The sequence below is a fragment of the Halomicrobium sp. HArcht3-1 genome (assembly GCF_058933345.1).
This window is the reverse complement of sequence record NZ_JBZYDM010000003.1, coordinates 184,362-201,900: the sequence shown is the minus strand read 5'-3', so window position 1 is coordinate 201,900 and position 17,539 is coordinate 184,362. Positions and strand designations below refer to the sequence as shown.

At 63.4% G+C, this 17,539-nt stretch carries 17 protein-coding genes, 2 tRNA genes and 1 pseudogene; 12 read left to right on the top strand and 8 right to left on the bottom strand.

Translation table 11 applies throughout. The annotated features are described in order from the left end of the window. Positions 1-6: 6 nt before the first annotated feature. Complete coding sequence (locus AC5FRW_RS06340; RefSeq protein ID WP_493567590.1) at positions 7-1,374, bottom strand: PQQ-dependent sugar dehydrogenase; 1,368 nt, start codon at positions 1,372-1,374, stop codon at positions 7-9. Between the two features lie 148 nt (positions 1,375-1,522). Between AC5FRW_RS06340 and AC5FRW_RS06335 the strand changes: the two are divergent. Further along, positions 1,523-1,627 (top strand): annotated as a pseudogene (locus tag AC5FRW_RS06335) (IS1595 family transposase); the annotation flags it as partial. Positions 1,628-1,903: 276 nt separating this feature from the next. Here the strand turns inward: AC5FRW_RS06335 and AC5FRW_RS06330 are convergent. Then, on the bottom strand, positions 1,904-3,115 hold the full coding sequence (locus tag AC5FRW_RS06330) for a lytic polysaccharide monooxygenase (RefSeq protein WP_493567589.1): 1,212 nt from the start codon (positions 3,113-3,115) through the stop codon (positions 1,904-1,906). Between the two features lie 394 nt (positions 3,116-3,509). Here AC5FRW_RS06330 and AC5FRW_RS06325 point away from each other — a divergent pair, with 394 nt between their 5' ends. From AC5FRW_RS06325 to AC5FRW_RS06300, 6 genes are all read left to right on the top strand, one after another. Then, positions 3,510-3,758: an MTH865 family protein gene (locus AC5FRW_RS06325; protein WP_493567588.1), complete on the top strand. Its 249-nt coding sequence runs from the start codon at positions 3,510-3,512 to the stop codon at positions 3,756-3,758. A gap of 111 nt (positions 3,759-3,869) precedes the next feature. Further along, positions 3,870-4,049, top strand: a complete 180-nt coding sequence (locus tag AC5FRW_RS06320; RefSeq protein WP_493567587.1) for a hypothetical protein — start codon at positions 3,870-3,872, stop codon at positions 4,047-4,049. 67 nt (positions 4,050-4,116) lie between these two features. Continuing rightward, positions 4,117-4,800 carry a metal-dependent transcriptional regulator gene (locus tag AC5FRW_RS06315; protein ID WP_493567586.1) on the top strand — a complete coding sequence of 228 codons (684 nt, stop codon included), beginning with the start codon at positions 4,117-4,119 and terminating at the stop codon, positions 4,798-4,800. A gap of 2 nt (positions 4,801-4,802) precedes the next feature. Beyond that, positions 4,803-5,393: an AsnC family transcriptional regulator gene (locus tag AC5FRW_RS06310; RefSeq protein ID WP_493567585.1), complete on the top strand. Its 591-nt coding sequence runs from the start codon at positions 4,803-4,805 to the stop codon at positions 5,391-5,393. Between the two features lie 120 nt (positions 5,394-5,513). Then, positions 5,514-8,153, top strand: a complete 2,640-nt coding sequence (locus AC5FRW_RS06305) for a heavy metal translocating P-type ATPase (protein WP_493567584.1) — start codon at positions 5,514-5,516, stop codon at positions 8,151-8,153. A gap of 56 nt (positions 8,154-8,209) precedes the next feature. Further along, positions 8,210-9,964 (top strand): ABC1 kinase family protein, encoded by a 1,755-nt coding sequence (locus AC5FRW_RS06300; protein WP_493567583.1) that lies wholly within the window; start codon positions 8,210-8,212, stop codon positions 9,962-9,964. A gap of 70 nt (positions 9,965-10,034) precedes the next feature. Here AC5FRW_RS06300 and AC5FRW_RS06295 read toward each other — a convergent pair whose 3' ends face one another. Beyond that, positions 10,035-11,561, bottom strand: a complete 1,527-nt coding sequence (locus AC5FRW_RS06295; protein ID WP_493567582.1) for a cryptochrome/photolyase family protein — start codon at positions 11,559-11,561, stop codon at positions 10,035-10,037. Between the two features lie 206 nt (positions 11,562-11,767). Between AC5FRW_RS06295 and AC5FRW_RS06290 the strand changes: the two genes are divergently transcribed. Then, positions 11,768-12,394: a halocyanin domain-containing protein gene (locus AC5FRW_RS06290; protein WP_493567581.1), complete on the top strand. Its 627-nt coding sequence runs from the start codon at positions 11,768-11,770 to the stop codon at positions 12,392-12,394. A 14-nt stretch (positions 12,395-12,408) separates the two neighbouring features. Here AC5FRW_RS06290 and AC5FRW_RS06285 read toward each other — a convergent pair whose 3' ends face one another. Then, positions 12,409-12,708 carry a DUF7521 family protein gene (locus AC5FRW_RS06285; RefSeq protein WP_493567580.1) on the bottom strand — a complete coding sequence of 100 codons (300 nt, stop codon included), beginning with the start codon at positions 12,706-12,708 and terminating at the stop codon, positions 12,409-12,411. Next, positions 12,705-13,064, bottom strand: coding sequence for an ArsR/SmtB family transcription factor (locus tag AC5FRW_RS06280; RefSeq protein ID WP_493567579.1), 360 nt, complete (start codon positions 13,062-13,064; stop codon positions 12,705-12,707). Before AC5FRW_RS06280 ends, AC5FRW_RS06285 begins: the two co-directional genes overlap by 4 nt. Before the next feature lie 225 nt (positions 13,065-13,289). On the opposite strand from AC5FRW_RS06280, the gene AC5FRW_RS06275 reads away from it, so the two are divergent. Next, entirely contained in the window at positions 13,290-14,168 is an 879-nt protein-coding gene (locus tag AC5FRW_RS06275) for a halocyanin domain-containing protein (protein ID WP_493567578.1), read from the top strand. 375 nt (positions 14,169-14,543) lie between these two features. On the opposite strand, the gene AC5FRW_RS06270 is transcribed toward AC5FRW_RS06275, so the two are convergent. Further along, positions 14,544-14,617, bottom strand: a tRNA-Arg gene (locus tag AC5FRW_RS06270). Between the two features lie 116 nt (positions 14,618-14,733). Then, positions 14,734-15,033 (bottom strand): Sec-independent protein translocase subunit TatA/TatB, encoded by a 300-nt coding sequence (locus AC5FRW_RS06265; RefSeq protein ID WP_493567577.1) that lies wholly within the window; start codon positions 15,031-15,033, stop codon positions 14,734-14,736. A 119-nt stretch (positions 15,034-15,152) separates the two neighbouring features. On the opposite strand from AC5FRW_RS06265, the gene AC5FRW_RS06260 reads away from it, so the two are divergent. From AC5FRW_RS06260 to AC5FRW_RS06250, 3 genes are all read left to right on the top strand, one after another. Then, positions 15,153-15,626, top strand: a complete 474-nt coding sequence (locus tag AC5FRW_RS06260; RefSeq protein ID WP_493567576.1) for a redoxin domain-containing protein — start codon at positions 15,153-15,155, stop codon at positions 15,624-15,626. Between the two features lie 47 nt (positions 15,627-15,673). Further along, on the top strand, positions 15,674-16,489 hold the full coding sequence (locus AC5FRW_RS06255) for an HD domain-containing protein (RefSeq protein WP_493567575.1): 816 nt from the start codon (positions 15,674-15,676) through the stop codon (positions 16,487-16,489). A 116-nt stretch (positions 16,490-16,605) separates the two neighbouring features. After that, positions 16,606-16,974 (top strand): hypothetical protein, encoded by a 369-nt coding sequence (locus tag AC5FRW_RS06250; RefSeq protein ID WP_493567574.1) that lies wholly within the window; start codon positions 16,606-16,608, stop codon positions 16,972-16,974. A gap of 485 nt (positions 16,975-17,459) precedes the next feature. On the opposite strand, the gene AC5FRW_RS06245 is transcribed toward AC5FRW_RS06250, so the two are convergent. After that, positions 17,460-17,530 (bottom strand) — tRNA-Gly (locus AC5FRW_RS06245). Between the last annotated feature and the right edge of the window lie 9 nt (positions 17,531-17,539).

The following is a 17,539-nucleotide window of genomic DNA, read 5'->3' as shown; positions in this document are numbered from 1 at the left end:
CTTTTTTCACGCAGGCTGCAGTCGATACACGGCACCGCTCTCCGTGTCGCGACCGGTCGTACACAGGAGCAGTTCGCCGTCAGCGTCGCGGCCGAAAGAGGTGAGTAGCGAGCCGATGCCGTCGACGGGGACCGTCGTCGTGGTCCACTCCCCGTCGTCGCCCTCGGTCGCGACGAACAGGCGGCCGTCCACGCGGAAGTCGCCAAAGACGTAGCGCCCGTCGAGCACGGGGATTGCGTCGCCAGTGTAGACGTAGCCACCGATGACGGAGACACCAGACACCTCGCCGCCGCTGTGTGGATACGCGATGATCGGATCGAGCAGCGGTTCGCCCTCGTCTGTCGCTGTCGGACAGTCACTCGTCTGGAAGCAGTCCGGCCCCTCTCTGACGTTCCAGCCGTAGTTGCCGCCCCGTTCGACGACGTTGATCTCCTCCCAGCGAGACTGACCGACATCTGCGACGAACAGACGACCGTCCGGGCCGAAGGAGAACCGCCACGGGTTTCGAAGCCCCCAGGCGTACTGCTCGTCGAGTCCGTCACGGCCGACCAGCGGATTGTCTTCGGGGATGGCGTACGGCCGGTCGTCGTCGGTATCACCATCGTCGCTCACACCGTCGACGTCGATCCGAAGGATGCTTCCGAGGAGGTTCTCCGTCACGTCCTGTCCGTTGCCACCGTCGACGGCGTCGTACCAGTCGTCGACGTGTCCCGTCCCCTGGTCGCCGCCGGCCCCGCCGTCGCCGACGCCGACGTAGAGGGAGCCGTCGGGACCGAACACGACCGAGCCGGCGTTGTGGTTGCCCTGTGGTTCGGGAACCGCAAGCAGGACCTGCTCGGAGTCGGGGTCGAACGACGTTCGGTCCTCGCTGGCCCGAAATTCGGAGAGAACGAACGTGTGCGAGTAGCCGTCCGGCGTCGCTTCCCGAGTCGCTCCGCTGTACCGGACGAACGCACGCCCGTTCTCCGAGAACTGTGGATGCAGCGCGAGACCGAGCAACCCCATCTCACCGCGACTCGATGCCAGCCGATCACGCACGTCCAGGGCTGGCTCGTCGACGAGACCCTCACCGTCGAGACGACGAATCACTCCGACCTGATCGACGACGAATCCGACTCCGGGATCGGTCATCTCGACGCCCACGGGTGATTGCAGTCCACTAGCGATGCGCTGGCCCGTGAGTTCGAGGTCGGCGAGCGCAGTGTCGGCCGCCCTTGGGCCACCGGTGCGTGGCTCGTCGGTCGATTGCCCGTCCGCGGACTCGCCGTCGCTCGCCTGATTCGAGAGCGCCGGGCGCTGACAGCCCGTCAGCCCCGCCGACAGTGTGAGTCCAGACGCCAGAAGCCGACGCCGGGTCACGCGTGAGTCGTCCATACCGGCTACTGGGGTCCGAGCGTGGGTAATGGTTGTCCCGGTGAGAGTACACTCGAACGCTCTTCTGTAGCGGATTGTGGGTCAGTTCGCAGCAGTAGCTGGAAGTCACAGCAGGCAAGGGTGGCGCGGCCGCACCACCCGACGAACGATGATGCCAGTCGATGTATTCGTCTCGGCGCGTCGGGCCGTGAATCTGCTGGCACAGGTTCGCTGTCGTGACGGCGTCTATTGCCCGCGCTGCCGTGCCGAATCAACGTCGCCCCATCGAGACCGCGCCAAAGACAAACTCACACCCTGCCACAGAGCGCTCCAGTTGCGGAAACGCGTCCGCCACGAAGCACTCAAACCCATCCGCGAAAGTGTGCGCTGACGCCCCCAACAGTCGGTTACCCCAAAGCGTTCCTCACGGTACCGTTCCAGACAGCGCCCGCCCATCGTGGTCGTCTGTTTACGGATCCGCGCGCTAACCAATCGGCAACTATAAAAGAGGTGTCAGTTCGATTCTTCCGGTGGAAATGTTAGCTCTTCACTACTCTACTTTGTCCCAGGGACCGTACTCGCCGCCGCTGCCCGGTTCGTCACCGCGTGTCCACCAGTTTGCCTCCCAGACGGCACCGTCGAAGGTCACGCGGTCACCGCCGGTGTAGGCGACCGACGAGTCCCATTCCGGATAGTCGTCGGTCGGCGTGTCCGTCGGCGTGTCGGTTGGCGTGTCCGTCGGCGTGTCGGTTGGCGTGTCGGTTGGCGTATCCGTCGGCGTGTCGGTTGGCGTGTCGGTTGGCGTATCCGTCGGCGTGTCGGTTGGCGTGTCCGTCGGCGTGTCGGTGCCAACGTCGCTTACCTTCGTCCACGGACCGTAGTCGCCACCGGCGCCGGGTTCGTCACCCTTGGTCCACCAGTTGGCTTCCCAGACTGCGCCGTCGAAGGTCACGCGGTCACCGCTGGAGTATGCGACCGACGAGTCCCACTCCGGATAGTCGTCGCCCGGCGTGTCGGTCGGCGTGTCGGTCGGCGTGTCGGTCGGCGTGTCGGAACCGCCGTCGTCGTCGCCGCCATCATCAGCGCCGGCTACGTCGACGTAGGAGCACGAATAGAACGCTTCCGGCGAATCGGACCGCTGCCAGACCCAGTAGATTACGTGTTCCTTGTTGTTGCGGTCAGGGACGTCGATGCCACTGATCTCTTCTGTTTCACTGGGAGTGAACGATCCAGTCTCGTGGATCAGTTCCAGATCATCCCACGCAAGTGCAGTGTCTGGGTTCCATCCATCCTTGGTCATGTAGAACCGCATGTACTCGGTTGCATGCGGCGCGGTAAGATCAAGGGTAAACGTCTGCTCGCCGGGCGTTATCTCCGTCGATGGCCAGTCCCCTGGTTCGTCGTACGCAGCGAATCTTTCTTTTCCGGCGCTACAGAGTTCACCGTCATCGATGTTCTCTTGGTGGTTACCGTCCGCATCACCGTCGCGAATTCCCATCCAGTTGTAGATCGCCTGCGAGTTCTGGTCGCGTGCATACTCGCACATCTCGCTCATTTCACCAGTTTGAGCCTGGTTATAACAGGCCAGCGCCTGACCCGTTGGATCATCCGTTGATCCATGTGCAGCGGCCGTCTGTACCGCAAAGAGGCCGAGAGCCGCCAAAAAGACGACCAGTACCCCTGCTTTTGCGACACGTGACTTGGTGACACGTGGTAGTCTACTCGCTTCAACTCCTTCATCTGTTGTTGGATTTTCCCCCATAATCGATCCACCCTTTATTGCGTTGTGGCTCTATATATATTTTTTGTTAACGATAGCCGTACTATGAAAGAACTCTAATAGTTTGTTGAATCAGCTCTAACGGATGGAAAATGTCGTACACTTGGTGTACGCTGTTCTTAGCTGTAGTAGCAATTGAAACGATTGACACACCGATCACACTCGCGTCGTGCGATCGGATGTGCATTGGTTTTCAATGGCTACTACGGCTTCGGAAACGCGTCTACCCCAAATCAGACGACGAAGCACACAAACACATCCTCGAAACTGCGCTATGACGCTCCCAACAATCGCCCATCCAGGAATAAACTCCAAACAATGGGGAAGTGTGGTGTGGTCGAATCCTTTTTTAGATCGGTCACCGAAAGTGAGTCACATGGCGAACAAAGACGAATTGCGAGAGCAGTTCACCGAGGCGTTCGAGAACGCAGACTACCCGATCTCCAGCCCGATGGACCTCGTCCCGGCCCTGCCAAACGGCCCGTCGACGAAGTTCGAGTCCGGGGACTTCTCGATGACGGCGATGGAACTCAACACCAAGCTCGGCGGCGAGTTCCCCTACGATAGTGTCGACGAATTCGTCGACGACGTAATCGAACAGCTCGACGATCAGGACCTGCTGTAGGTCATCTCGTTTTCGGCAGTCGCACCTTCGAGAGTCACGACGCCCGATCAACCACGGGTCGGCTCGTAGCTGATGCTGGCACTTATCACGGTCGTGGCGCAACGGGGGTGTATGCAGGTCGTCGCTGAACTCGTCGAGACGTTCGGTCCGTTTTTGATCCCTGCCACGCTGTTCGTCGTGGGCGTGGCTGGCTACGCGATCCTGTGGGCGCTGACGGGCCAGCGTGACAAGTGGGCCGACGAGGCAGACGACGGCCGCGACGACGAGACCGGTCGGTCGTCCGATCGGTGACGGCACTCGCCGCCGTTCGTCCAGTGCAACGATACTTATTTCCTTCCGATGGTACTACTCACCAGTAATGTTGAGCGCGAAAATGGAGGACTACCTCAAGGCCCTCTATCAGCTCCAGCGTGGCGAGGACGGACCGGTCTCGACCTCGTCGCTGGCCGAGGCGCTCGACGTGACGCCGCCGACGGCGTCGAGTATGCTCGACACGCTCGAAGACCGTAGCTTCGTCGAGCGTGAGAAGTACAAAGGCGCACGACTCTCGCCCGAGGGCGAGACCGTCGCGCTCGAAGTCGTCCGGCACCATCGACTACTGGAGACGTACCTCACCGAACATCTGGGCTACGACTGGTCCGAGGTCCACGACGAGGCCGACCGCCTCGAACACCACATCAGCGAGGAGTTCGAGCGCCGGGTCGCCGCAGCGCTCGACGATCCACAGTTCGATCCCCACGGCGATCCGATTCCAAGCGAGGCGCTGGAACCGCTCGACGAGGAGTTCGGCGAGACCCTGAGCGAACACGACACCGGCGACGTGGTCGTCGTCGAGCGGGTGAGCGACCGTGATCCGGAGGAACTCGCCTATCTCTCCGAGCGGGGGATCACACCCGAGAGCCGGCTCGAAGTCGTCGACGTGGCTCCCATCGGCATGGTGACGGTCGCCATCGACGACGAGGAAGTCGCGCTGCCCGACCGCGTCGCAGAACTCATACACGTCCGTCCCGTTGGTCAACCGGAGAACACCGAACCAGCCTGATCATGGACACGCTCGACGATACCGACCGAGAAATCCTCGAACTCTTGCTCGAAGACGCCCGTCGCCCGTACAGTGACATCGGTGACGTGGTCGGACTCTCCGGCCCGGCCGTCTCCGATCGCATCGAGCGCCTGCAAGAACGGGGCCTGCTGCGGAAGTTCACCGTCGAACTCGACCGTGGGATGCTCAGAGAGGGCGTCTCCGTCCTCGTCGAACTGACCGTCGATCCCGACATCAGCGGCGAAGTCGCGACCCGTCTGGGAACGGTCGATGCCGTCGAACACGTCTTGCAAACCGTCGACGCACGCATCCTCTTTACCGCGACGATTCCAGAGGGCGACGTGACGACGCTACTCGAAGAGTGGGACCTGCTCCAGTACGTCCGGGCGGTCGACGCGAGCATCCTCGCGAACACGGAGTGGTCACCCGGTGTCGGCACGGCGGACCTCGCTCCGACCTGTGTCGAGTGTGGCAACACTGTCGACGAAGAAGGGACCAGCCGGGTCATCGACGAGACGGAGTACTACTTCTGCTGTGAGTCGTGTGAGTCGGCCTTCGTCGAGCAGTACGACCGTCTTCGCGACGGCGTCTGACTGCTTTGCTTTCTTCAGCAACGTTCGTTCAGGCTTTAGAATCGAATCTTTGGACGTAGAAATACCTTGTTTTCGAAGTGGCAAACCGCATCAAAGAGGGACCCGTACGATACACCAACGATGAGTACGCGAACGACCCGTCTCGAAGTCACGGGCATGAGCTGTGCGAACTGCGCAGCGACCATCGAGGACGCGATCGGTGACCTCGACGGCGTCACGACGGTCGACGTGAACGCGGCGACCGACGAGGGGCGCGTCGAGTACGACCCAGAGCGCACGTCGCTCGCGGCGATCTACGACGCCGTCGAGTCGGCCGGCTACGATGCCGCAAGCGCGACCGTCTCCATCGGGATCACCGACATGACCTGTGCAAACTGCGCGGAGACGAACACCGAGGCCCTCGAAGGACTGGCCGGCGTGATCGAGGCCGACGTGAACTACGCGACCGACGAGGCACAGGTGCGGTACAACCCCGCCGACACCGACCGGTCGGCGATGGACGACGCCATCGAGGCAGCAGGCTACACGCCGGTCCGCGAGGACGGCGAGTCCGGGGACGGTGAGGGTCAGAGTGATCAGGAACGGCGTGACCTCGCTCGACAGGAGGAGATTCGCCGGCAACTGCGCTTGACGCTGTTCGGCGGCGCGCTCTCCGTCCCGTTGCTGGTGATGCTCGTCGACCACGTGCTCGGTCTGGGCGTCCTCGGGGACGACCTGTTCGGGATCGGCGTGGGCTGGTACGCCTTCGCGCTGGCGACGCCGGTCCAGATCGTACTCGGGAAGCCGTTCTACGTCAACTCCTACCGGGCGCTGGTCAACAACGGGCGGGCGAACATGGACGTGCTGATCGCGCTGGGGTCCTCGACGGCCTATCTCTACAGCGTCGCGGCCCTGCTCGACCTGATCCCGGCGACGGGGCTGTACTTCGATACGGCGGCGCTGATCCTCGTGTTCATCACGCTGGGGAACTACCTCGAAGCCCGCTCGAAGGGGCAGGCCGGCGCGGCGATCCGGTCGCTGCTAGAGATGGAAGCCGAGACGGCGACCGTCGTCCGCGAGGACGGCAGCGAGGCGGAGATCCCGCTCGAAGATGTCGAAGTCGGCGACCGGATGAAGGTCCGGCCGGGCGAGAAGGTACCGACCGACGGCGTCGTCGTCGACGGCGAGTCCGCGGTCGACGAGTCGATGGTCACCGGCGAGTCCGTCCCCGTCGAAAAGAGCGAAGGCGACGACGTGATCGGCTCGACGGTGAACCAGAACGGCGTCTTGCTCGTCAAGGCCACCAAGGTCGGCTCGGAGACGGCGATCCAGCAGATCGTCACCCGTGTCAAAGACGCTCAGTCACGTCAGCCGGACATCCAGCGCGTGGCCGACCGCATCTCGGCGTATTTCGTCCCCGCGGTGATCGCCAACGCCGTGCTCTGGGGCGTGCTATGGTGGCAGTTCCCCGCAGTGCTCGCGGGCTTCGTCGAGTGGCTCCCGCTGTGGGGGCTGCTCGGTGGCGGTCCTGCGGCCGTCGGCGGTCCGATCGGTGCGGCGGAGTTCGCCATCGTCGTGTTCGCCAGCGCGGTCCTGATCGCCTGCCCCTGCGCGCTCGGGCTGGCAACGCCGGCCGCGACGATGGTCGGTACGGCAATCGGTGCCCGCAATGGCGTCCTGTTCGAAGGCGGCGACATCCTCGAACGCGTGCGCGATGTGGACGCCGTCGTCTTCGACAAGACGGGGACGCTGACCGAGGGCGAGATGGAACTGACCGACGTGGTCGCCGTCGGACCGGCAGCCGACGGGGGCGTCCCGGTCGCGGACACTGACGACGCGCCATCGACAGCGCTCGACGAGGACGACGTGCTGGCTCTCGCCGCCAGCGCCGAGCAGGAGAGCGAACATCCGCTGGCCGAGGCCATCGTCGCGGGCGCTCGCGAACGCGGTCTCGCCCTCGAATCACCCGAGTCCTTCGAGAACGTCCCCGGCAAGGGTGTCAGGGCGACGGTCGAACGCGGCGAGGTGTTCGTCGGAAGCGCGCGCCTCCTCGAACAGGTCGACATCGATCCCGCGCCCGCACGCGAGACGCGCGAACGGCTCGAATCCGAGGGCAAGACCGCGATGCTGGTCGGACTTTGCCCCCGAGACGAGGGCGGCGACATCGACGCGGACGCCGGTCGCGTGATCGGTGTCGTCGCCGACGCGGACACGGTCAAACCGTCCGCCAAGCAGGCAGTCGGGGACCTCCGTGACCGTGGGCTGGACGTGTGGATGATCACCGGCGACAACGGGCGGACGGCGCGCGCGGTCGCCGAAGAAGTCGGGATCGACCCCGACAACGTGATGGCCGAAGTGCTGCCCGAAGACAAGGCCGACGCCGTCGACGAGATCCAGTCCGAAGACATGGCGGCGATGATGGTCGGTGACGGCGTCAACGACGCGCCGGCGCTTGCGACGGCTGCCGTCGGCTGTGCGATCGGGTCGGGCACCGACGTGGCGATCGAAGCCGCCGACGTGACGCTGATGCGGGACGACCCCGCCGACGTACTCAAGGCGATCCGCATCTCCGAGGCGACACTGAGCAAGATCAAGCAGAACCTCGTCTGGGCGCTTGGCTACAACACGGTGATGATCCCGCTTGCCTCCCTTGGCCTGCTCCAGCCCGTGCTCGCGGCCGCGGCGATGGCACTGTCGAGCGTGTCGGTGCTGACCAACAGCCTGCTGTTCCGCAGCTACACCCCCGATCGAGACTACGAACTGCTCGGCCGCCTCCGGTAGGACGGTCCCAACACACTCAAATCGCCAGCGGCCCGAGAGGGTTGTAGAAACGATTCGTGTCGGGTACTGATCGTGGTCTCGAAGCGCCGGCCCAGCAGGCGAGTGCTCGGACCGAGCGCCAGCCGACGGGACTGGGCGTTCGGGTGCGCGCGCTCTGGCGAGCAGTCGTCATCGTGTGGCAGTTCGTCCCACTTGCCCTGACAGTGCTCCGAGACCGGCGGCGCTTTTTGCTTTTCGGTGCCAGCCGCTCGGTGTCGAGTGCCGAGCGATCCCGCCGTGCACGGGTGCTCAAAGAGACGTTCGTCGATCTGGGACCGGCCTTTATCAAACTCGGACAGATGCTCTCGACCCGGCCCGACGCGCTCCCGGCGGAGTACATCGACGTACTGTCGGAGTTGCAGGACAGAGTGCCACCAGCACCGTGGCCCGAGATCGAACCCGTCATCGAGCGGGAACTCGGCCCGGTCGACGAGGCGTTCGACACGTTCGACCGCGAACCGATCAGCGGCGCGAGCCTCGGGCAGGTGTACGAGGCCGAAGTCGACGGTCAGCGCGTCGCAGTGAAGGTTCTCCGGCCGGACGTGCGCACCCGCGTCGAGTCCGACCTTCGAGTCCTCTCGACGCTGATCCCGGTCCTTCGCTGGTCGGCCCCGCCGGGGCAGGCGTTCACGCTCGGCAATCTCGCCGAGGAGTTCACCGTCACCATCCGCGAAGAGATGGACTACGTCCACGAAGCGGCCCGTCTCGAAGCCGTGCGCCGGAACTTCGCGGACGTCGACGACGTCGTCGTCCCCCGGGCGCTCGCGCCACACTCGACCGACCGCGTGCTGACGATGACCTACGTCGACGGCACGAAGATCGACGATCTCGACGCCATTCGCGATCTCGGCGTCGACGAGCAACGGATCGTCAGGCGACTCACCGAGATATACATCAAGATGATCGTCGAGGACGGCGTCTTCCACGCCGACCCTCATCCCGGCAATCTCGCGGTCAGACCCGACGGCAGCATCGTCTTCTACGACTTCGGGATGACGGGCGAACTCGGCCCGGAGACGCGTTCACACCTGCTCGATTTCTACGTCGGCATCGCGACCGACGACATCGATCAGGTGATCGACTCGTTCATCGCCATGGAGGCACTGGACCCGACGGCAGACCGGGAGATGGTCCGTCGCCTGTTCGAACTGGCCTTCGATCAGTTCCGCGGGGCCGACCTAGAGGAGTTCGACGTGGAAGGAATCATCAGCGAGTTCGAGGGCGCGATGTACGAGTTCCCGATGCGGATTCCACAGGACCTCGCCCACGTCGTCCGCGTGACGACGGTGCTAGACGGCGTGACGCGCGCGCTCGCACCGGACTACGACTTCCTCGAAGTGATTACCGAGTACGTGATGGAGCGCGGGATGGCAGGCGGGGGCGAGGAGATTCGCGACCGCGTGACCGAGCAAGTCCGGGAGACAGCGCGTGCGAGTGTCTCCGTTCCCCCGCGACTCGACGACGCACTCACCCGCGTCGAGCGTGGCGACCTCGCCCTGTCGACCGTGATCGAAGACGACCGGGGCGCGTTCGAGCGGATGGCACGTCGGCTCTGCTATGGCTTCCTCTTCAGTGCGGGGTTCCCGCTGATCGCCTATCTCTACTCGACCGGTGCGTTCGAAGCGGCGCTGGCGACCGGCGGCGTCACCGTATTGCTCGGGTTCGTCATCGTCTGGTCGTTCCGCCGCGGCCGGCGTGGTCCGAGATTCGGCGCGTCGCCGCAGTTCACCAGACAGGAGATGCGGCGCCGAGAGGGCGGCGACGGCGGCTAATACCGCCGGATCGAACTGTTTCACCGTTCTTCAGAGACGGACAGCCGGCAGTATAAGCAGCGGCCGTCGATCAGAGGTCGCTCCGTTGTGCCCGCGCCCGCAGTTCGTCGGCTCGCTCCCTGATTTCGGCTCGCTCTTGCTCGCCCTTGTTGTCGAGGTGACCGTAGACGAGTCCCATCCGGTGATTCGACCGGAGGTCGTCCTCGTTACGGTCGAGGAAGTCCCAGTACAGCGCGTTGAACGGACACGCCCCCTCGCCCGTCGTCTTGGTCTTGTAGTACGGGCACCGACTGCAGTGGTCGCTCATCTTGTCGATGTAGTTCGCCGACGCAGCGTACGGTTTCGTCGCGAACGCACCCGAGCCAAACAGGCCCATCTCGACGACGTTCGGCGTCGTCACCCAGTGGAAGGCATCGACGTACGCCGCGCGGAACCACCGATTGACCTGCGCTGGCTCGACCCCGAACAAGAGCGCGAAGTTCGACTGAAGCATCAGACGCTCGATGTGGTGGGCGTAGCCCCGCGTTCGGACCCCGTCGATGGTCTCTCCCAGACAGGCCATCTCCGTCTCGCCGGTCCAGAAGAAGTCGGGCAGCGACTCGTCGGCCCCGAGCTGGTTCGCCGACGCGAGCGCCGGCATCTCGCGGCGGTAGACGTGGCGAACGAACTCCCGCCAGCCCAGCACCTGCCGGACGAATCCCTCGACGCTGTTGAGCGGCGCGTCGCCGCCCTCGTAGGCGTCGACGGCTCGCTCGATGACTTCCGATGGACCGAGGAGACCGAGGTTGAGCGCCGCCGAGAGCAGACTGTGCGCCATCGCCCACTCCCCGCCGACCATCGCGTCCTGATACGGGCCAAAATCGGTGAGGCGGTGCTCGACGAAGTGATCGAGCGCTCGGACGGCCTGTCGGCGAGTCACGGGCCAGCGAAACGGCCCCGGATCGGCCCAGTCGCCGCCGTAGGGTGGCTCGTCGTAGCCTCCCGAAAACTCTGACTCGACCCACGACTGGACCGCACTGGTCGTCTCGTCCGGTTCGAAGGTCGGCGGGTCCGGCGGTGCCCAGTCGTCGGGCGGGGTCTCTCTGTTCTGGTCGTCGTAGTTCCACTCGCCGCCGACCGGATCGTCGCCGTCCATCAGATAGCCAGTCTCGCGGCGCATCTTTCGATAGAACGTCTCGTGCCGATAGGGGCCATCGCCGGCCCATTCGTCGAACTGGGCGGGCGAACAGAGGAACCGCTCGTCGTCGACGACGGTCAGCCGTCCACCGGCGTCCGCGACGAGCGATCGCAATCGTTCAGCAGTGCCGTGGCTCGCCGGTGCCATCACGACCAGTTCGTCGCCCGGATTGGTCTCGAAGTGGGACGCGAACCCCTCGGCGAACGTCTCTGTCTGGTAGTAGTCGACGGTCCGTCCCGCTTCACGGAGTTCGTCACGGAAGTGTCGCATCGCACTGAACACGAGCGTCAGCTTGTGTGGATGGTACGGCAGCCGACGCGCGAAGGCCCTCGATTCGATCATGAGCACGCGCTCGTCCGGTCGCCGAGCGAGTGGTCCGCGGCGACGGACGAGCTGGTCGCCGAGCACGAGAACCGTCATCGCGCACCTCTGACTGTCATCACCTCGTCGTTCGCACGCCCCACTCATGAACGCCGTCCCAACACTGGTTGGGTCTCAGTCCCGGCCCACGCGGACACCCGCCGCAGGGACCACTTGCGGCGAGCTATGCCAACTATCCCCACCCGGCGGTATTGCCCTCGTTCGCCCCCCTTATTCGTCCTCTCGCCCTAGGTCAGATCGGAACAATGCAATCACTGGATCGACGGACACTGCTCCGTAGTACGGGTGCGCTCGCCGCAGCAGGACTGCTTGCCGGCTGTAGCAGTCCCGAAGGCGACAGCGACGGCGGCAGTGGCGATGGCGGAGACGGCGGCGACGGCGACATGGAAGAGACGACCACCAGCGGTGACATGGAGGAGACGACCACCAGCGGTGACATGGAGGAGACGACCACCAGCGGTGACATGGAGGAGACGACCACCAGCGGCGACAGCGGTGGCTCGTCGGGCGAAGCCAGCGAAGAAGTGTCGAGCTATCTCAGTAACGTCTCGAACTTCGACGGGACCGTCTCGGACATGACCGGACAGGACACCGTCACCGTCATGGTCGGTGCCGAAGGGAACGGCGGTGCCTTCGCGTTCTCGCCGCCGGCCGTCCGCGTATCGACCGGGACGACCGTCGAGTTCGAGTGGACTGGCAACGGCGGCGTCCACAACGTCGTCTCGGAAGGCGACGGTCCGCTCGACTCCGGGTCGTCCGTCGATGCAACGGGTGTTCAGTACGAGTACACCTTCGAGGAAGCCGGCACGTACACGTACTACTGTACGCCCCACGAGTCTCTGGGCATGAAAGGCGCAATCGTCGTCGAGTAGTCTTCGACGACCATCTATCGGATTTTTATCGGCCCGTTTCGCGTGACATACAGCGAGTAGGCGACGATGCCGAAGCCGACCAGTGTCAGCGCGCTCTCGACGATCAGCGCAGCCGTCGGATCTGCGATTAGCTGGTCCGTGACCCCGGCAAGCAGCGAGCCGAGCGTCACGATGCCAAAGCCGACAGCGAGATACAACAACCCAGTCACACCCGTTTTGCGCGCGGCCTTGGCCGCGAGATAGGTGATGAGCGCACCGAGCGCGAGCGTACCAGTCTTGAAGACGATGACGACGAACGGTATCTGCGTTTTCATAGTTCTTCACTGATCCGTGACCAGAAGCGCGCGAGGCGCTGGTCGGGCGTCTCTTCGTGGCGGACCACGTCCACATCGAACGATTCGTTGCCATCGAACGCAACGAACACGCCCCTGAAGTCCCTGACGAACTGCTTCGTGTGGTGCCCGTCGACTCGAACTTCGGTTCGCTCATCGACGAGTGCTGCGTCGGTGAGCGTCTCCAGTTTGCGGTACGTACTCGTCTGGGAGAGATTACACTCGTCGGCGATCCCTTTGGCCGTCATCGGCTCGTCGAGCGCGGCGACGATGTCTCGACAGTCGGGGTCCGCGAGCGCATCGAACAGGGCCTGTTCGGACGACACCTCGTCGGTCATGCTTCTGTGACAGGGCGGTGGCCGCTCTCGGTCGCGTCCGTCGGAGTAACGTGGAGGACAGGGAACACCCGGTTCGGCGTGACTCCAGGTCGGACGGTCTGTCTCCGATAGCGGCGTGCCCGTCATATCGTTCGTCCCTCAATGTAAAGGGAAAGGTCACGATTTCCAGATTCTGGAAAGTGGTTCGGCGTTTTAGGGTGGACTGTACTGTAGTTGCAACTGGTCATGAAACGGTCCCTCTCGCGACGACAACTCCTCCACGGTGTATCGCTCGCTTCGATTCCGGCACTGACTAGCCGTCTTGGTTCCGGTCGGGCTGAAACACCCGCCACAGCGACCCCCTCGCCGACCACGACGACAGCGTCGTCGACCGATACGCCGGTCGATGACCTCGACGCGTGGCTCGACGATGCCAACGGCTACGACGGTCGCTCTCGGAACGTCGGCTACGATGATCTGATCGAGATTCTGGTCGGCCACCCGATCGAGGGGGCGGGCTACGCCTTCGATCCGCCGGCCGTCACCGTCACGCCCGGAACGACAGTCGTGTGGCGCTGGCTCGACCACGGCGGCGCACACAACGTCGTTGCGCTCGACGGCACCTTCGACAGCGGCGACGCCACCGACCAGCCCAACGAGACCTACTCCCATCACTTCGAGACGACTGGCGTGTATCCCTACGTCTCCGAACCCCGGCGCGACGACGGCATGAAAGGCGCGATCCGGGTCAGAAAGCCACCGGAGAGTGGCTATCCCGAACTCGACCACTGGCTCATCGACGTGGACGGCTGGGATGGCACCCTCGCCGACCGTACTGAATCGGACACTGCGACGGTGACTGTCGGTAGCCCCGGCAACGGCGGCCACTTTGCGTTCGACCCCCTCGCACTCAAGTGTTCGACCGGAACGACCGTCACGTTCGAGTGGACTGGCTCCGGTGGTGGACACGACATCGCGTTCCATGGCGACATCGAGAAGTCCGAGATCTACAGCGAGCGCGGACGCAACTTCGAGGTGACCTTCGACGAACCCGGCGTCTACCTGTACGCCTGTCGACCCCACGAAAGTCTCGGCCAGCGTGGCGGCATCGTCGTCGAGGAGTAGCTCACGAACGCCGCAGAGCCAGCTTTCGGGTCCGTCGGACTTCGAACCGGACCGAGACTTGCGATGCTCGTCTCGTAGGGTTCAAGAATCCCACCCTGCCGTTTTCACGGCTCGCTATCGCTCGCCGGAAAACGGGCGTGGCGGGATTGAGCAAACGCTTCGCGTTTGCGATGTTCGCCACGCCCGCGAATCGAACAGAAGTGAGATGAGCGGGCGTGGCGGGAGTGAGTGAAATCGAAGATTTCACGAACGCCGACGGGCCGGCTCGCCGGTCCGTCGGAATTCGAACCGGAACGAGACTCGCTGCGCTCGTCTCGTAGGGTTCAGGAATCCCGCACGCTTCGCTATCGGTCTCGCTGCCGCTCGACACGATAGCGGGCGTGGCGGGATTCGAACCCGCGGTCTAGGGGTTAGGAACCCCTCGCCCTCGTCCACTAGGCCACACGCCCTCTACCGGAGAGATGTTCGAGGCGTGCGAAAAACGCTTTCCATTCCAGCGATGGCACTCACGGTGTGAAAAACGGAGAAGTGGGGCTGCGGGAGGACCGGGGCGGACCGCGCGTCGTTATTCCGAGGTGGTCTCGGAGGTCGTTTCGGAAGCCGTCTCGTCTGCCGTGGTTTCGACGAACTCGGACTCTGGCTCGTCGGCCACTTCGTCGTCCTCACCGACCGACGGGCCGTCCTTGATCTCTTCGAGTTCCTGTTCGACCTGTTCGCGGCCCTTCTGGAACTCACCCATCGCCTGCCCGGTCGAGCGAGCAAGCTTCGGAATCTTGTTTGCGCCGAACAACAGGACCGCGATCAGGAGGATGATCGCCATCTCCTGCACCCCCGGCATACCGATCTGAAGTAGGGTTGCTACCATTGTAGCAGGACGTAACGTGAGGTCTATTATAGGCTTTTTGCTCAGCACAACGAACGGCTGGTCCAGCGACAGTTACTGGAACGCAAGCGACTTGATCTGGTATCCGTAAGTCGCACGTGATGGTTTCGACTGGTGACGAAGCACCGACGTTTACCGCACCGCTTGCCAACGGCGACATCGAGTCGTTCACACTCGACGACCGCCTCGACGAGGCACCGATCGTGCTGGCGTTCTTCCCCGGTGCGTTCACGGGCGTCTGCACCCACGAGATGAACACGTTTCAGGACCGACTCGGGGAGTTTAGCGACGCTGGCGCGTCGGTTTACGGCGTCAGCATCGACACACCGTTTTCCCAGAACGAGTTCAAAGAGCAACTCGGACTGGAGTTCGATCTACTCAGCGACACGAACCGAGAGATCATCGACGAGTGGAACATCTCGATGGACTTCGCGGAACTGGGCGTCGACGGCGTCGCAAAGCGGTCGGTGTTCGTGATCGACGGTGACGGCGTCGTCCAGTACGCGTGGATCAGCGACGATCCGGGCGTCGAACCGGACTACGACGAGGTCATCGAAGCGGTGGCGTTGGCCTGATCGGTCGAGGCGAGACTTTTTCTCGCTCGCTGAAAAACGTTCGATGTATGAGCGAAGGCGAGTCAGTCGGCGGTAACGGTCGACATTACGACCCCGAAGAGGACCACGCGTTTCCCGACGAACGGGTCAACGCCGTGCTAGAGGCCGTCGAATCGGACACCGAGATTCAGGCGTACCTGCAGGCCCAGAACGTCAATCCGGTCACGCGAAAGCGGTACAACGACCACGGTGCCAAACACATCGCGATCGTTCGCAATCGCGCACTCTGCCTGTACGACCTGCTCAAGCAGGGCGGTGTCGCGTTCAACGGCGCAGCCGATCAGGGACTCGAAGAGGCCGACGAAGCGGTGATCGTCGCGCTGGCGGCGACGCTGCACGACATCGGCCACGTCGTCCACCGAGACGAGCACCCCTACTATTCGATCCCGCTGGCTGCGGACCTGCTGGACGACTTCTTGCTCGATTTCTACGACATCGAAAGCGCGGTACGGATGAAAGGCGAAATTCTGCACGCGATCCTCTGTCACCACACCGAGGAAGACCCACTGACGCTGGAGGCCGGCGTCGTGCGCGTTGCGGATGCGCTGGACATGGAGAGTGGACGCTCGCGTATTCCCTACCACCACGGCGGACGCGGCATCAATACGGTGTCCAGTCAGGCGATTAAGCGCGTCCTTCTCCAGCCGGGAGACGATAAGCCCGTCCTCGTCGAAATCGAGATGTCCAACGCCGCCGGTGTGTATCAGGTCGACAATCTTCTGAAAGCGAAGCTCCGCAACTCTGGGCTCGAATCACACGTGCGGATCGTCGCGCTGAACATCCGCGAAGACGACGACCAGCTCGTCGAGCGGATCGAACTATAACGGCCCGTGTAACTGCTGATTTCGATCCCCTCGAATCGAGCTTATTCTGGTATCACGCCCATCCTACCACCTGTATCCAGTGTATGAATTTATGATTGCATATCCAACACTTGGGCATGGGAAGCCTCTCTTCGAGCACCGCCGGTACGTCTTCGAGTACCGACGAGCCGCCAGATACGGGCGAATCGACGCTGCTGAGTCGGTTACGGGCGATGGTGACACGATACTGTCGGCGACTTCGACCGGACCGAACGGAGACCGAGCCTACGGAGTCGACAGCGGAGTTGACAGATCCGACGGAGACACTGGACCACGACCGATTCCCCGATCGGGCGTATCCACTCACGTATCCGGGCCGTGAACTGTCCGGGATCAATTCGCCAGACGTGATCGGGATCGAGACGGCCGACGGCCTGTGCCTCTCGGTCGCAGAGAATCCCGACGCGACGATCGTATCGGACCAGTGGGTCACCGTCGAGCAGTGACGGTCGCTCAGAGCGATGGCCCCGACAGTACGACCGCGTGCGGTCGACTGGAGTACGCCTCCAGTCGTCCAGACCGTGAACGAAGTGGTCGCTCGTCACGTCCGTTCCTCGCAGCAATGCACTCACGGCTTGCTTCACTCGCCGTTCGTATCTCCGAGAATCCCGCATTCGCTCGATCCTCGCTATGCGGCGACCGGGAGTGAGCGAACCCCGTGGGTTCGCGATCCACGCGGGACCGCAGGTCCCGCGATGTTTGAACTCGATGCAAATCCTCGCTTCGCTCGGATTTCCGTGATTCAAATCTCTCCGTTCGAATACTCGACGCTCACGAGTATGTTCGCGTCGAGTAATGCGGCGACCGGGATTTGAACCGGATCCAGACGGTTGTGCTCGCTCACTTCGTTCGCTGCGCGCACTGCGACTCGTAGGGTTCAAATCTCTCCGTTCGAATACTCGACGCTCACGAGTATGTTCGCGTCGAGTAATGCGGCGACCGGGATTTGAACCCGGGCCATGAGCTTGGAAGGCTCAGGTCCTACCACTAGACCACCGCCGCTCACTTCGT